The following is a 15,072-nucleotide window of genomic DNA, read 5'->3' as shown; positions in this document are numbered from 1 at the left end:
GGGGGGGGCCCGCCCCGCCGCTGTGTCTGATTCCCCTCAATCGACCACACCCCCGAGGTCACGAACTCATAACGAAGGAAACTCATGTGTGGTGCGGGACCTGCCGCACCGCCCGTGGCCGTGACAAGCTGTATTTCGCCCGCACCGGTCCCCTCCCACCAGGCCGAATCCCACCCCGGCCGGGATCGGTGGCGACCTGCCCAGAGAAGGAACCATGGAGCGCAACCACAAGGCAGCGGCCTCGGTCGCCGCATTCGCCGCGCTGTCGCTGGCGCTCACCGGCTGCGGCGAAGGCGAAGCGGCCGCCTCGGGCCTGGCCGACTGCGAGACCGACCCGGTCTCGTGCAACGCCGGTGAACGCGCCGACGGCGGCGACGTCACCTGGGCCCTCGACGGGTCCTGGACCGGCTGGAACCTCACGATGGCCTCGGACAACAACGCCTACCTCAACGAGGCCCTCGCCGGCATGTGGCCCTACGTCGGCCAGTTCGACCCCGAGGGCCAGTGGTCCTACAACGACGGCCTCTACGCCGCCGAGCCCGAGCTGGTCTCCGAGGACCCCGTGCGGGTCCGCTACACCCTCGCCGACGGCGCGAGCTGGGGCGACGGAGAGCCGGTCACCGCCCGAGACTTCCGCTACCACTGGTACGCCACCTCCGGAGACGACGACCTGTGCGAGGCGTGCACGCCCGCCGACACCGCCTTCGGCGGCTCGGTCGCCGACATCGAGGCCGAGGGCGACGCCGTCACCGTCACCTACGTCGACGGCTACGCCAACGCCGAATGGAAGTACACCGACGTCCTCTCGAGCCCGGCCCACATCGCCGAGGAAGAGGGCTTCGACTGGGCCGAAGACCCCGCGGACATGGCCGACTCCCAGGACTGGTTCTCGGCCAACCCGCCGACCTGGAGCACCGGCCCCTACCGCATCACCGACGCCGAGGCCGGCGACCACGTGATCTACGAGCCCAACCCCGACTGGGCCGGCGAGACCGAGCCGACGCTCGACCGGCTCACCTTCAAAGTCATCGACGGCCTCGACTCGATCGTCACCGAGCTGCGGCAGGGCACCATCGACGGCGCCTCCCCGTTCAGCGTCGACGTCGACACCATCACCCAGCTCGAGATGAGCGACGAGGACGTCTCCTACCGCATCGACGGCGGACCGAACTGGGAGCACCTGGACCTCAACACCGAGAACGAGTTCCTCTCCGACCCCGACCTGCGGACCGCCGTGCTCACCGCCGTCGACGTCGAGAACATCATCTCGAGGACGGCCGCCCTGGTGCAGTCCGACGCCCAGGCCAAGCGCAACCACCTGTTCCGGTTCGACTCGGAGTACTACACCGACCGACTCGCGGCCACCAGCCAGGGCTCCGGCGACGTCGACCTGGCCGTCGACCTGCTGGAGGACGCCGACTACGGCTGGGACTCCGACGGCGCCCTCCTCACCCCCGAGGGCGAGCCGGTCGAACTCGACATCCGGTACACGCAGTCCAACGACACCCGCAAGATCATCTCCGAGCTCATCCAGGCGAACCTGACCGAGCTCGGCATCGAGGTCGACATCAATCCGATCCCCGACGCCGACCTGGGCCCGGTCCTGTTCGGCGGCGAGTTCGACCTGGTCGTGTTCGGCTGGTCCGGCAACCCCGGATTCGTCTCGCCGGCGAACCAGTACTGGCGCTCGGACTCGTCGTCCAACTTCGGCCGGCTCGACGACCCCGAGCTCGACCGGACGCTGGCCGAGCTCAGCGGCACCCTCGACCTCGACGAGGCCGCGGCCCTGGCCGACCGGGCGGTCGAGCAGGTCGTGGAAGACGCGTACGTGCTTCCCATCGTGGACACGCCCGTGGTGATCATGGTCTCCGATAGGTTGGTCAACGTTCGGGACAACTGGGCGTCGCAGCAGCGGGCCATGTACAACATCGCAGAATGGGGAGTCAGTGAGTCGTAGCGAGAGCGCCGAGCGACCGGTCGGCCCCGCGGCCGGTCCATCGCACAGAAACCGTTAACGAGGGACAATGGCTGTTTACATCATCCGGCGGATCCTGATCATGATCCCGGTGCTGCTGGGCGCGACCGTGCTCGCGTTCGTCCTGGTCGACGTCTCCAACGACCCGGTGCAGCAGAAGGTCTTCGAACTCCAGTCCAGCACCGGCGACGAGGTCCCGCAGTCGACGATCGACGCGATCGAGTCGGAGCTGTACTACGACCGCTCCATGCCCGAGCGGTACTGGCTCTGGCTGACCGGCATCGGCGACACCCACGGCGACATCGGCCTGCTGCAGGGCGAGTTCGGGCCCTCGATCGACGGGCCCGCCGTCGACATCTCCTCCGACGTGGGCGAGCGGTTCTGGGTCACCCTCAGACTCGTCATCTTCGCCTCCCTGGCGTCGATAGGCATAGCCATTCTCACCGGTGTGGTCAGCGCCGTCAAACAGTATTCGAAGGTCGACTACAGCCTCACCTTCATCGGCTTCCTGGCCCTGGCGATGCCCACCTTCTGGTTCGCCGTCCTGATGAAGGAGGCCGCGGTCCAGGTGAACAAGGGCATGGGATCGAACCTCTTCAGAACCTACGGTTCGGGCACCACCGGTTTCCAGGGCACCGGGTGGGAGGTCTTCGTCGACTCCCTGCCCTTCCTGATCGTCCCCACGATCGTGCTCATGCTCACCGGCTACGCCTCCATGGCCCGCTACCAGCGGGCCGCGATGCTGGAGGTCATGAACTCCGACTACGTGCGGCTCGCCCGGGCCAAGGGCGTCAGGAACCGGACGGTCATGCGGCGCCACGCGCTGCGGACCGCGCTCATCCCCGTCGCCACCTTCGCGCCGCTGAGCCTGACCTTCGCCATGGGCGGATCGATCGTCATCGAGCAGATCTTCGGCTGGAGGGGCCTGGGCGCCTACTCCCTGGAGGCGATCCTGGCCGGCGACACCTTCGCCGTCATGGCCTACGTGCTAATTTCCGGTGTCGTCGTGCTCGTCGGCATCCTGATCTCCGACCTGCTGTACGGCGTGCTCGACCCGAGGATCCGCTATGAGTAAACTGACACCGGCCGCCTCGCTCGAAGCCGAGGCCATCACCTCCAAGGAACGCGGCCAGTGGGCCCTGATCGCCCGCCGCTTCTTCCGCCACCGCATGGCCGTGGCGAGCCTGATCGTGTTCGTGCTGATCGTGGCCTTCGCGTTCATCGGGCCGCTCCTGTGGACCTGGGACTACAAGATCCACCCGGAGATCCCCCCGCGGGTCTCCCCTAGCCTCGACCACCCCTTCGGCACCGACCAGGCCGGGCGCGACATGCTCGGCGCGGCCATGCGCGCCACCGCGCAGTCGCTCAAGGTCGCCTTCGTCGTCGCGCTCGGCTCGACGGTGATCGGCGCGATCGTCGGGGCCGTGGCCGGGTACTTCCGCGGCTGGGTCGACGCGGTGATCATGCGCATCACCGACATCCTGTTCGTGATCCCGTTCCTGGCCATCGCCGCCGCCATCGCCGGCGCCATCGGCACCGGCACCCGCTGGTACCACATGGCGTTCATCCTGGCGATCTTCGGCTGGCTCAACACCGCGCGCGCCGTCCGCGCCGAGGTGCTCAGCCTCCGCGAGAAGGAGTTCATCGAGGCCGCGCGCGCGGCCGGGGGCTCGTCCTGGCACATCATCACCAAGCACCTGATCCCCAACACCACGAGCGTCATCATCGTCTCGGCCACCCTCCAGATCGCCTTCGCGATCCTGGCCGAGTCGACCCTGTCGTTCCTGGGGCTGGGCATCCAGAGCCCCGACACTTCGCTGGGCCTGCTCATCCAGGCCGCACAGGGCTTCGCGTTCAACGAGTTCTGGTACTTGTTCTATATCCCGGGCGCCATGGTCATCCTGATCGCGCTGACAGTCAACTTCGTCGGCGACGGCCTGCGCGACGCGATGGATCCCCGGCAGACGATGGTGAGGCGGTAAACGATGGACCTGACCGTAGACGGCACCAGGGCCAACGGTGAGACGGGCGGCGTCAAGGGCGACCTGCTGCTGGAGGTCCGCGACCTCAACGTCACCTTCTCCACCGAGGACGGCCCGGTCGACGCCGTGCGCGGGGTCTCCTACGACCTGCGGCGCGGCCAGAGCCTGGGCATCGTCGGCGAGTCCGGCTCGGGCAAGTCGGTGACCTCCATGGCGGTCATGGGCCTGCTGCCCGGGACCGCGACGATCAGCGGCTCGGCCAAGCTCCAGGGCGAGGAACTCCTCGGCCTCGGCGACGCCGAGATGTCCCGGATCCGCGGCCGGCGGGTCTCCATGATCTTCCAGGACCCGCTGACCAGCCTCAACCCGGTCTACACCGTGGGCTTCCAACTGGCCGAGGCCATCCGGGTCCACTACCCGGAGGTGTCCAAGAAGGAGGCCCGTGAACGGTCGATCGACCTGCTCGACACCGTGGGCATCCCCAACCCGTCCCAGCGGGTCGACGCCTACCCGCACGAGCTGTCCGGCGGCATGCGCCAGCGCGTGGTCATCGCGATCGCCATGGCCAACAAGCCCGACGTGATCATCGCCGACGAACCGACCACCGCGCTCGACGTGACCGTGCAGGCGCAGGTCATGGAGGCGCTCGAGCGGGCCCGCGCCGAAGTCCACGCGGCCCTGATCCTCATCACCCACGACCTGGGGGTGATCGCCGGGCACACCGACGACGTGCTCGTCATGTACGCGGGCCGCCCGGTCGAGCAGGGCACGGTCGACGAGATCTTCTACGAGCCGCGGATGCCCTACACGCTCGGCCTGATCGGCTCGATGCCGCGCATGGACGAGGAGCGCGGGCACCGGCTCACGCCGGTCCACGGCACGCCGCCGTCGATGCTGAACCTGCCGCCCGGCTGCCCGTTCCGGCCCCGGTGCCCGATGTCGCAGGACATCTGCGCCGAGACCGAACCGGACCTGATGCCCGTCTCGCCCAGCGGCCACGTCTCGGCCTGCCACTTCGCCTCCGATCTGGAGGACAAGCGCCCGGACGACGTGTTCGCGCCGGCCTCCGACGACCGCGAGCTCGAGGAGCCGCGCGGAGCCGACGTCCCCGAGGAGGACCAGTGAACGCCATGCTCGACACGCCGCAGGCCCAGTCAGCGCCGGTCATCGCCGGACGCAACCTGGTCAAGGAGTTCCCGGTGCGCTCCAAGGGGATCGTGCGCCGCAGGGTCGGGGCGATCCACGCAGTCTCCGGGGTGAGCCTGGAGATCGGCTCGAACGAGACGCTGGCGCTGGTGGGGGAGTCGGGCTGCGGCAAGTCCACCACCGCGCGGCTGCTGATGAACCTGATCGAGCCGACCTCCGGGGAGGTCGTCTACGAGGGCCGCGACCTGACGCGGCTGTCCCGCAAGCAGATGCGTCCGATCCGCCGCGACATCCAGCTGGTCTTCCAGGACCCGATGGCCAGTCTGGACCCGCGCATGACCGTGTTCGAGATCATCGCCGAACCGCTGCGCGTCCACGGGCTGTTCAAGAACGGCGGCCGCGAGCGGGTCAACGCCCTGATCGAGATCGTCGGGCTCAACGCCGAGCACCGCAACCGGTACCCGCACGAGTTCTCGGGCGGGCAGCGCCAGCGCATCGGAGTCGCGAGGGCCCTGGCGCTCCAGCCGAAGGTGCTCATGCTCGACGAGCCGGTCTCGGCCCTGGACGTGTCGATCCAGGCCGGCGTCATCAACCTGCTGGAGGACCTCCAGGAGGAGCTGGGCCTGTCGTACCTGTTCGTCTCGCACGACCTGTCGGTGGTCCGCCACATCGCCGACAAGGTCGCGGTGATGTACCTGGGCAAGATCGTCGAGGAGGGCACCACCGCGCAGCTGTTCGCCGGCCCGGCCCACCCGTACACGCAGGCGCTGATGTCGGCGATCCCGCTGCCGGACCCGCGCAAGGAGCGCGCCCGCGAGCGGATCGTCCTCGAAGGCGACGTGCCGAGTCCGTCGAACCCGCCCTCGGGCTGCCGCTTCCGGACCCGCTGCCCGCTGTTCAAGACCCTTTCGGAGGGCCAGCAGCGCAAGTGCATCGACCTCGAGCCGCCCCTGCGGAGCGACCACGAGGGACAGACCCGCGCCGCCTGCCACTACGCTGCTCCGAAACAGCTGGTCTAGAACCAGAACTCGGAACCGAGGGGCCTCACCCGAAAGGGTGGGGCCCCGCTGTCATACTTCCGACACAAGGGGTTCTCGCAGGCCATGGGGCCCATCCCGCGGAATCGAGGCAACCATTGATCTTCGTTTCCCGCTAGCGTGTCTTCAGTATGGGCCCGAGTGGTGGAATCTGGTAGACACAGTCGGCTTAAAACCGGCCGTCGCGCGGCTTGCGGGTTCGAATCCCGTCTCGGGCACTAGGGGGTGTCTGGTGGTCCCGAAGGGAATGGGGCGACCTGTCCGATTGCCCGCCCTAAGAGGCCCATCGTCTGCTTCATCGTGATCTTGACTGACTTGGGTGGGCGTGCTATCCAATGGGAGAGCGCTGATACCGTCGTGTCGACGGGGCGGAAATCAATGGTCTCCCTCTGCCGCAAGGACTTTGCCAGCTTCTGGAATCGCGGAGTCAGTTGGCCTGTGTCGTAAGGATGGCGATGCCCGAACCCACTCGGTCCTCCACCCACAATCACCAATACGACGGTTCGGCGCCGACGGGGCTCCCCGCCTCGGCCGCCCCGGCCCCGGACATCGGGCCCCGCCTGCGGCGGCTGGCCCTGCTGCCGGCCGCCGCCACCGCCGTGATCGGCGCCGGGGTGGCGCTGTTCGCCTCGCAAGTGGACATCTCGGCCGAGCCGTCGTGGATGCCCGCCGTCGTGATCGGCACCGCGGCGGTGTTCATCGGCCTGGTCGCCTTCCTGGCCTTCCAGGCCGCGGGCGGTATCGACGCCGACGTGAGCCACAGGATCGGTCAGGCCCACCGCTCCACCACCGAGATCCACTACCGGCTCCTCCAGGCCCAAGAGGCCCTGAAACGGGGCGACACGCAGCCGATGCGGAGGCGCCGGGCCCCGGCCCCGGCCGCGATAGAGGCCGCTGCCCCCGCGGCCATCGGGGGCACCCGCCCCGAGACGCGCGTCGGCATCTTCGTCAACCGCGCCCGCCGCCTCCAGACCCTCGCCCACCGCGAGATCGTCGAACTGGACGAGATGGAGCGCCAGGTCGAGGACCCGGCCCTGCTCAAGAGCCTGTTCTCGGTCGATCACCTGGCCACGCGGGTCCGCCGGCACGCCGAGAACCTGGCCGTCCTCGGCGGCGGCCCCTCGCACCGGCTGTGGTCCCGCCCGGTCAACGTCTACGAGGCGCTCCGCTCGGCGGTCGCCGAGGTCGAGCACTACGCGCGGGTGAAGCTGGTGCGCCCCATCGAGGGCCGCATCAAGGGCCACGCCGCGGCCGACTTCATCCACCTGGTCGCCGAGCTGATCGAGAACGCCACGGTCTTCTCGGCCCCCGAGACCGAGGTCTTCATCCGCGTCGCCAGGGTCCGCACCGGGCTGGCCGTCGAGGTCGAGGACCGCGGCCTGGGCATGGTCCAGGAGGAGCGCGACCGCTACAACCGGATGTTCGCCGAACCGGTCAGGATCGACCTCGACGAGCTGCTGGCCGACGGCCGCATCGGGCTCTACGTCGTGTCCTCCCTGGCCGACCGCCACAACCTGGTCGTGCGGCTCCAGTCGAACATCTTCGGCGGCACCCAGGCGGTCGTCATCATCGGCGAGGACCTGCTCGGCGAGGGCACCCCGGCCCCGGCCGAGGTCGAGGCGCCTGCGCGGCGCCCCGCCGTCGAGGCCCCGCGCCCGGCCGACCCGCCGCCGGCCGCGCCCGACCAGCGGGCTCCGGCCCCGGTCGGCACCGGACCCCAGGCGGCACCGCCGCAGCCGGCCCCGCCGGTCCGCCCCGAACCGGCCGCGCCCCAGCTGCCCTCGGTCCGGTTGAACGGCACCGCGCCGGCCTCGCGGCCCCACCCCACCGCCGGGGCCCGGCCTCCTCTTCCCAAGCGCGACAAGCAGACCCACCTGGCCCCCCAATTGCGCGACGCGTCAGGCACCCCTGAGCCCGGCTCCGATGCCGCCCACGACCCCGGCCTGATGCAGGCATTCCAGCGGGGGCGGCGCCGGGGTGAGGGCCGGACCGATCCGGCCCTCGGGCCCGACAGCGACACAACGCCGTACGAAGAGGAGGACGCCTAATGGCAGGCGAAGAGGCGGCACCGCCGACATCGGATCTCAGCTGGCTGCTCGACGGACTGATCGAGAAGGTCCCCGGCGCCCGCAGCGCGCTCCTGCTGTCGGCAGACGGCATCAAGAAGGCGTACAGCGGGCTCGACGCCGACCAGGCCGACCAGCTCTCGGCGATCGCCTCGGGCCTGTTCTCGCTGGCGCGCACGGCCGGGGCGAACCTGGGCGCCAAACCGGGGGTCAGGCAGGTCGTCGCCGAGCTCGACGACACGTTCCTGTTCGTCTCCACCGCCGGCACGGGCGCGGTCCTGGCCGTGGTCACCGGCCGGGAGGCCGACGCCGGACTGGTCGGCTTCGAGATGTCGATCCTGGTCAAGAGCGTGCAGTCCAGCCTCGAAACCCCGCTGCGCGGCCCCGCGTCAGCCGAAGGGAAGCCGGTGGGCTGATGGACTACGACGACCCGCCGCTGATGGACGACGACGCCGGTCCGCTGGTCCGCCCCTACATGGCCAGCCGGGGCCGCACCGCCCCGACCACTCCGCTCGACCTGCTGTCGCTGGTCTGCACCACCGGCCGCGTGCCGCTCTCGCAGCTGGAGGCCGAGCAGGCCGAGGTGCTGATGCTGTGCGGGAACCCGATCTCGGTCGCCGAGCTGGCCGCCCACATGCGGCTGCCCGCCATGGTCGTCAAGGTCCTGCTGTCCGACCTCGTCGAATGCGGCGCGGTGTCCACGCACTCGCCGAGCCCCGCCGTCGACTCCACCGATCAGGCCGTACTGGAGGCGCTGCTCATCGGCCTCCAGCGGCGACTCTGAAGGAGGCACTCCTCAATGGCCCACAACGGCGACCCCGAGCCTCCCCGAGCGATGCCCGACGCGATCAAGCTGCTCGTGGCGGGCGGATTCGGGGCCGGGAAGACGACCTTCGTCGGGTCGGTCTCCGAGATCGATCCGCTGAGCACCGAGGAGACCATCACGACGGCCTCGATCGGCACCGACGACCTGACCGGCGTGGGCGACAAGCGCACCACCACCGTCGCCCTCGACTTCGGCCGGATCACCCTCGACGCGGAGTACATCCTGTACCTGTTCGGCACCCCCGGCCAGGACCGGTTCTGGTTCATGTGGAACGAACTGTCCGAGGGCGCCTTCGGCGCGGTCGTGCTGGCCGACACCCGCAGGCTCGAGGACTGCTTCCCGTCCCTGGACTTCTTCGAGCGCCGCGGCGTCCCGTTCATCGTCGCGGTCAACGAGTTCGAGGACGCCTACCGCTACGAGCCCGAAGAGGTCCGCGCAGCCCTCGATCTGGGGCCGGAGGTCCCGATCGTCACCTGCGACGCGCGCGATCCCCGCTCAGCCACCCTGGTGCTGGTCACCCTGACCCGGCACCTGATTTCGGCCGCCTCGGCGTCCGTCTAGTTAGGAGATCAGAATGGTCGATCTAGAGCACGAGTTCCGCCTCACCATCACCCCCGACGATCCCGACGGCAGCAAGCGCGTCGAGCGCCAGCAGAGGCTCGGCTTCCTGCCCGAGGCCGACCCCGAGTACGACGAGTTCGCCAAGCGCATCCTGGACATCACCGGGGCCTCGTGGTCGGGCGTGAACGTGGTGGGCGAGGGCCAGCACCAGTTCTTCGCCGGCATCTACGGCCCGGGCACCGACCCGGTCGACGGGCCCGACGCCCCCATCGGCCGGGAGATGGACGCCGACCACGGCTACTGCGTCCACGTCGTGGCCCGCGAGAAGGCCATGGCGCTGACCAACACGCTGGACTACCCCAGGTTCGCCTCCAACCCGGTGGTCGACAAGCTCGGCATCCGCGCCTACATCGGCGCGCCGCTGGTCGACGACGAGGGCAAGACCATCGGCACGGTCTGGGCGATCGACGACAAGCCGCACGAGGAGTGGACCCAGGACCACGTCGACGCCATGAAGGACATGGCCTCGCAGGTCATGCGGCGCATCAAGGAACGGAACGAGGACGCCTAGGCAGGGGACCCGGGCTGCGGGAAAGCTGCAGAGCCGCCTTCCCGCAGCCCGGGTCCCCTGTCGCCCTGCTTTTATCCGCCCTTTGCCAAGCCGTTATTCGGCATTGTTGCGCAAGAAATGGTCCCATGATTGGATCACAGTCGGGGCGGCATGCCCGTCCTTCCTTACCTGACCCCGACCCTTCCACGCCTCGCGAGCTTCGGTGAGAGGTCTTGCGGGCCGTCGAACTGCCCAGGAGTGCGAACCGAACATGAGACGCAAACGCCATCTGGCCGCCCTGACGGCGGGCCTCACAGTGACCACGCTCGCCGTCGGCGCCTGGTCCTGGTTCCCCGGCCCCGGTTGGCCGGGCGAAGGCTGGCCACCCGGCCCCGGCCACGGCCGCGAGGTCGACCTGCAACTGCTGGCCCTCAACGACTTCCACGGCAACATCGAGGCCGGCGACGGCCTCACCTACGAACTGGACGGCGAAGAGGTCCCCGCGGGCGGAGCCGAATACCTCGCCACCCACCTCGACCAGGCCCGCGAGGGCGAGCGCTTCTCGACCACCGTCGCCGCCGGCGACCTCATCGGCGCCAGCCCCTTCCTCTCGGCCGCCTTCGGCGACGAGCCGACCATCGAGTCCCTGAACGCCATGGGCGTCGAGGTCTCCAGCGTCGGCAACCACGAATTCGACAAGGGCATCGACGACCTCCAGCGCCACATCGAGGGCGAGAACGACTACGCCGGGGCCGACTTCCCCTACCTGGGCGCGAACGTCGTCGACGAGGAGACCGGCGAACCGGTCCTCGACCCGTACTGGATCAAGAAGTTCCGCGGCGGCGTCAAGGTCGGCTTCATCGGCATGACCCTGGAGGGCACCGGCGACATCGTCGCCAAGTCCGGCATCGAGGGCATCGAGTTCCTCGACGAGGTCGAGACCGCCGAACGCTACGCCGACGAGCTCACCTCCCAGGGCGTGGAGTCGATCGTGGTCCTCCTGCACGAGGGCGGATACCCGGTCGAGGAGGACTCCGGGCACGAGTGCGAGTCCCTCGACGGATCCGGCATCGGCATGTCCGGGCCCATCGTGGACATCGCCGAGGACATGAGCCCCGAGGTCGACATGATCGTCACCGGCCACACGCACCAGGAGTACGTCTGCTCGGTCCCCGACCCGGCGGGCCATCCGCGCATGGTCACCTCCGCCTCCTCCTACGGCCGCGTGTTCACCGAGATCGACGCCACCTACGACCGTCGCACCAAGGACATCGTCCGCTCCTCGGTGACCGGCTCCAACACCGTCGTCACCCGCGACGTCGAGGCCGACCAGACCCAGTCCGACCTCATCGACCAGTACGCGGACGAAGTCGAGGAGATCGGCGACCGCACCGTCGGCTACATCGCCGAGGACATCACCCGCGGCGAGACCCGCGCCGAGGAGTTCGCGCTCGGCAGCCTCATCGCCGACGCCCAGCTCGCCCGGACCTCCGATCCCGACCTGGGCGGGGCCGACATCGCGTTCATGAACCCCGGCGGCGTCAGAGCCGACCTGCTCTACGACCAGGGCGAGACGGGCGTGGTCTCCTACGCCGAGCTCTACAGCGTCCAGCCGTTCAACAACTACCTGGTCACGATGGACCTGACCGGCGAGCAGATCCTCACCCTGCTCCAGCAGCAGCTGCCGAGCGAGGACCGCGACTCGACCCTGTTCCTCCAGGTCTCGGAGGGCTTCACCTACACCTGGGACACCAGCCTCTCGGGCACCGACCAGATCGTGGCCGACTCGCTGGAACTCAACGGCGAACCGATCGCGATGGACCGGACCTACCGGGTCACGGTCAACTCGTTCCTGGCCGACGGCGGCGACTCGTTCTACGTCCTCGCCGAAGGTGAGAACCGCCTCTTCGGCGAGGTCGACCTGGTCGGCCTCGAGGCGTGGTTCGCCGAGAACTCGACCGCCGACGACCCGGTCGAGGCCCCCGGACTCGGGCGAGTCGACGTCGTCTAGGACCGCATCAGAGGATTCGAATGGGAGGGGGAACCGGGTTCCCCCTCCACTCGCTCGCAATCGAGCGGGGACCGGATAGTCTTGGGATGCCCTGACATATATCGGAGGACCGCAAGCATGAGAATGCAGAGCAGAAACTCATCCCTCGGGCGCATGATGCAGAGCCAGTACGCCGAACAGCAGCACATGGGTGCCGCCTACGGACAGTACGGGCAGATGACTCAGGCGCCCCGCGTCGAGACGATGCGCATCGACGACGTCATCGTTCGCACCGTCGCACTCGTCGCGGCCACTTTCGTCGCGGCGATGGTGACCTTCTCGATGGTCTCCGACGCTTTCACGACCGACGCCGTCGGCAACCCGGTGATCGCCGACCAGGGTGCGTTCAACACCGCCATGACCCTGGGCACCGTCGGCGCCCTCGTCGGTCTCGGCGTCATCCTCTTCTCGATGTTCCGCCCGGTGACCAACCCGATCGTGGCCTTCGTGTACGCGATCGGACAGGGCCTGCTGCTCGGCGGCGTCAGTGCCGCCTTCGAGGCGTTCCAGCCCGGCATCGCCGTCAACGCCCTGATCGCGACAGTCCTGGTCTTCGGTGGCATGCTCGCGCTCTACAAGTTCCGCATCATCCGGAACTCGCCGATGTTCACCAAGGTCATCGTCGGCGCCGGCTTCGGCATCTTCGGCCTGATTATGGTCAACTTCATCGCGGGCATGGTCGGCTTCGACATGGGCCTGTTCGCCGGTCCCGGCGAGTCGGCGTCGATGCTCCAGTGGATCATCGCCATCGGCATCACCCTGTGGGCGGCCTTCTCGTTCATCCTCGACTTCGACATGATCGAGCAGTCCGCGGCCGCCGGCGCCCCGAAGAAGTACGCCTGGGCCGGGGCCTTCGGCCTCACCGCCGGGCTCATCTTCCTGTACTGGAACCTGCTGCGGCTCCTGTCCTACTTCAACGAGTAGCGGAGCCGAGTTGGACCGGACTCTCGAGCGGGCGATCGGGCGCGTCGTCGAAGGCACGCGCCACTGGTCGTCCGCTCGCTGGTCTTCCCGGGCCGGGCTCGCCGATGCCATGCACGCGCTCGTCCAGGACCTCGCCGACGTCTGCGCCGAGGCCGAGGGCGAACCGAAGCGCGAGGTGCCCCGCCTGCCGAACGACCCGCACCTGCCCGATCAGCTCCAAGTCATCGGGCTCGACTTGCTCGACCAGGCCGACCGCCTCACCGAGGACCAGCACGCCCGCATAGAAGCGGCGATCCTCCGAGCCCGCGCCGCCCTGTTCTGACCCCGGGATCCGAATCTCCCCCATCCTCCGGCAGCGGTCCGCACGGTCGCGAGCAGGGGTCATCACACCGCGAAAAGTCACCCGTGCGCACTGTCGCGGCCTTTCGCCTCCGGAATCCCTATAACTTGACCCGCATGGCTGAAGGCGCTTATCGAAGACATCTGCGGGCCGTCGTGGCCAACAGCGCCGCCCCCTACGGCTACACCCTGACGATCTGGACGACCGGAGCGATCACCACCCACGCGGCCGGGACTTTCCCATCGACTACGGAGGCGCTCCTGCTACTGACCGGGGCGGTGATGGGATTCGGTGTGGTTGGCGCGTTCGCGTCGGGAGGCATCAACGGCGTGCTCTCGCCACGGGGGCGAGGCGCGGTCCGGGTATGGGGAGGCATCCACCTCCCGTCGGTGGGTCTCAGCATCGGGCTGGTCACCGGCTTGACGCACCTGGTGAGCGGCGTGATGGTGTGGCCGCTGGTGGGCTTCGCCTCGACCTCGATCTACCTGCTCGCCATCGCCGGCCAGTTCTGGCTGGCGACGCAACGAGGAGGGGTGCCGGAACCATCCGATCCGGCGGAAGTGCCGCCCCAGATGGACAGGAGCAGGCGCGATACCTGACCGGACGGAAATCGAACGAACCCGGCCGGACCGGGAGTCGTAGGGCGATGTCACCCGCTCCCGGGACGGGTTCAATCGGTCGGCGACGAAGAGCTGAGTGGCGTGTCGAGGTCGGCATCTGGCTGTCGGGCCGGGTGGGTTCGGGGTTCGACCTGGCAGCGACAAGGACGTGTGTGGTGGGTCGGGGCCGGTGGTCGGCGGTCGGGCCGAGTGGGGTCGGGGTTCGACCGGGCGGCGACGGTGGGCTGGGTGGTGGGTCGGGGGCGGTGTGTGGCTGGCGGGATGGTTCGGGTCGGGGTTCAACCGGGCAGTGACGGTGAGGTGGGGGATGGCCGGGGTCGGTGTCTGGCTGTCGGTTCGGATCGGGTTGCGGTTCAGGCGGGTAGCGACAGTGAGTCGGGGAATGGTGGTGGACGGGGGTGCGGGCCTCGGTCTGATCGGTTCAAGGCTCCGGCGACCCGTGTCCCCTGATGTTCATTGAAGGCGGGCATGGCGAGGGCCCGAACCCCTCGGTGGGTTCGGGTGGCGCTGCGTGTGGTGCGCTTCCCCCGCCGCAGGTGCTGCCCGCGGCGGGCGGGGTAAGAACGGGGGCGGTCCGGGGTCGGAGTTGGGACTGGTTGCGGTCCCGGCCGGTCTGGTTTCGGAGTCCGGTTCGGATTCAGGGACGAGGGCCGGTGCCGATGTTCTGGTTCGGGTGTCCGGGCCGGTGGTCCTATTGGTGGCCGTGGCTTGCTCGGTGGTGAAGCGTGTTCGTGCTTGGGCGCGTGCGGTCTTCGCGGCGGCCCAGGCAGCGTCGGTCTCGTGCTGTTCGGCGGCGCGGTTGAGGTCGTCTTTGAGTGTTTCGGCCCATTCGTCGGGGTAGAGGCCGGTCGGGAAGAGGTTCGCGGCGTCGGTGGCGAAGTCGGTGTCGAGGTCGGTGTCGGTGCGCCAGTCGGCGCACCCGCACCCGCCGGGGCCGGTGGCGTGTGCGGCTGCCATGTCGGCGGGGGCCGGTTCGTGGCCCTCGTGGTGGACGA

Annotated in this window: 14 protein-coding genes, 1 tRNA gene and 1 pseudogene; 15 read left to right on the top strand and 1 reads right to left on the bottom strand. The window is 69.0% G+C overall.

Annotated elements, in window-relative coordinates; genetic code table 11:
• The first annotated feature begins 214 nt into the window (after nucleotides 1-214).
• The 15 genes from JFB92_RS23215 to JFB92_RS23145 all read left to right on the top strand — a co-directional run bounded on the left by JFB92_RS23215 (nucleotide 215) and on the right by JFB92_RS23145 (nucleotide 14,056).
• On the top strand, nucleotides 215-1,957 hold the full coding sequence (locus JFB92_RS23215; protein WP_199044107.1) for an ABC transporter family substrate-binding protein: 1,743 nt from the start codon (nucleotides 215-217) through the stop codon (nucleotides 1,955-1,957).
• A gap of 67 nt (nucleotides 1,958-2,024) precedes the next feature.
• Nucleotides 2,025-3,050: an ABC transporter permease gene (locus JFB92_RS23210; RefSeq protein ID WP_199044105.1), complete on the top strand. Its 1,026-nt coding sequence runs from the start codon at nucleotides 2,025-2,027 to the stop codon at nucleotides 3,048-3,050.
• Entirely contained in the window at nucleotides 3,043-3,957 is a 915-nt protein-coding gene (locus JFB92_RS23205; protein ID WP_199044103.1) for an ABC transporter permease, read from the top strand. The genes JFB92_RS23210 and JFB92_RS23205 overlap by 8 nt, the downstream gene beginning before the upstream one ends.
• Before the next feature lie 3 nt (nucleotides 3,958-3,960).
• Complete coding sequence (locus tag JFB92_RS23200; protein ID WP_199044101.1) at nucleotides 3,961-5,082, top strand: ABC transporter ATP-binding protein; 1,122 nt, start codon at nucleotides 3,961-3,963, stop codon at nucleotides 5,080-5,082.
• Between the two features lie 5 nt (nucleotides 5,083-5,087).
• On the top strand, nucleotides 5,088-6,122 hold the full coding sequence (locus tag JFB92_RS23195) for an ABC transporter ATP-binding protein (protein ID WP_199044109.1): 1,035 nt from the start codon (nucleotides 5,088-5,090) through the stop codon (nucleotides 6,120-6,122).
• 153 nt (nucleotides 6,123-6,275) lie between these two features.
• Nucleotides 6,276-6,358, top strand: a tRNA-Leu gene (locus JFB92_RS23190).
• Between the two features lie 237 nt (nucleotides 6,359-6,595).
• Complete coding sequence (locus JFB92_RS26365; protein ID WP_199044099.1) at nucleotides 6,596-8,188, top strand: sensor histidine kinase; 1,593 nt, start codon at nucleotides 6,596-6,598, stop codon at nucleotides 8,186-8,188.
• Nucleotides 8,188-8,622 (top strand): roadblock/LC7 domain-containing protein, encoded by a 435-nt coding sequence (locus JFB92_RS23180; RefSeq protein ID WP_199044098.1) that lies wholly within the window; start codon nucleotides 8,188-8,190, stop codon nucleotides 8,620-8,622. The genes JFB92_RS26365 and JFB92_RS23180 overlap by 1 nt, the downstream gene beginning before the upstream one ends.
• Complete coding sequence (locus tag JFB92_RS23175) at nucleotides 8,622-8,990, top strand: DUF742 domain-containing protein (RefSeq protein WP_199044096.1); 369 nt, start codon at nucleotides 8,622-8,624, stop codon at nucleotides 8,988-8,990. The genes JFB92_RS23180 and JFB92_RS23175 overlap by 1 nt, the downstream gene beginning before the upstream one ends.
• A gap of 15 nt (nucleotides 8,991-9,005) precedes the next feature.
• Nucleotides 9,006-9,593: a GTP-binding protein gene (locus tag JFB92_RS23170; RefSeq protein WP_199044094.1), complete on the top strand. Its 588-nt coding sequence runs from the start codon at nucleotides 9,006-9,008 to the stop codon at nucleotides 9,591-9,593.
• A 13-nt stretch (nucleotides 9,594-9,606) separates the two neighbouring features.
• Nucleotides 9,607-10,164 carry a GAF domain-containing protein gene (locus JFB92_RS23165; protein WP_199044092.1) on the top strand — a complete coding sequence of 186 codons (558 nt, stop codon included), beginning with the start codon at nucleotides 9,607-9,609 and terminating at the stop codon, nucleotides 10,162-10,164.
• A gap of 250 nt (nucleotides 10,165-10,414) precedes the next feature.
• The gene (locus tag JFB92_RS23160) at nucleotides 10,415-12,154 is read left to right on the top strand and encodes a bifunctional metallophosphatase/5'-nucleotidase (RefSeq protein WP_199044090.1); all 1,740 of its coding nucleotides are present in this window, start codon (nucleotides 10,415-10,417) and stop codon (nucleotides 12,152-12,154) included.
• Nucleotides 12,155-12,271: 117 nt separating this feature from the next.
• Nucleotides 12,272-13,117: a Bax inhibitor-1/YccA family protein gene (locus tag JFB92_RS23155; RefSeq protein WP_199044088.1), complete on the top strand. Its 846-nt coding sequence runs from the start codon at nucleotides 12,272-12,274 to the stop codon at nucleotides 13,115-13,117.
• Nucleotides 13,118-13,127: 10 nt separating this feature from the next.
• A complete protein-coding gene (locus JFB92_RS23150) occupies nucleotides 13,128-13,439 on the top strand; it encodes a hypothetical protein (RefSeq protein ID WP_199044086.1) in 312 nt (103 codons plus the stop codon).
• Nucleotides 13,440-13,573: 134 nt separating this feature from the next.
• Nucleotides 13,574-14,056, top strand: a complete 483-nt coding sequence (locus JFB92_RS23145; protein WP_199044084.1) for a hypothetical protein — start codon at nucleotides 13,574-13,576, stop codon at nucleotides 14,054-14,056.
• 474 nt (nucleotides 14,057-14,530) lie between these two features.
• Here JFB92_RS23145 and JFB92_RS23140 read toward each other — a convergent pair.
• Nucleotides 14,531-15,072 (bottom strand): annotated as a pseudogene (locus JFB92_RS23140) (hypothetical protein); the annotation flags it as partial.

Source organism: Glycomyces salinus (genome assembly GCF_016428645.1).
GTDB classification, from domain to species: Bacteria; Actinomycetota; Actinomycetes; order Mycobacteriales; family Micromonosporaceae; genus Glycomyces; species Glycomyces salinus.
The sequence above is the reverse complement of the archived record's forward strand: the minus strand, read 5'-3'. Positions and strand labels throughout refer to the sequence as shown.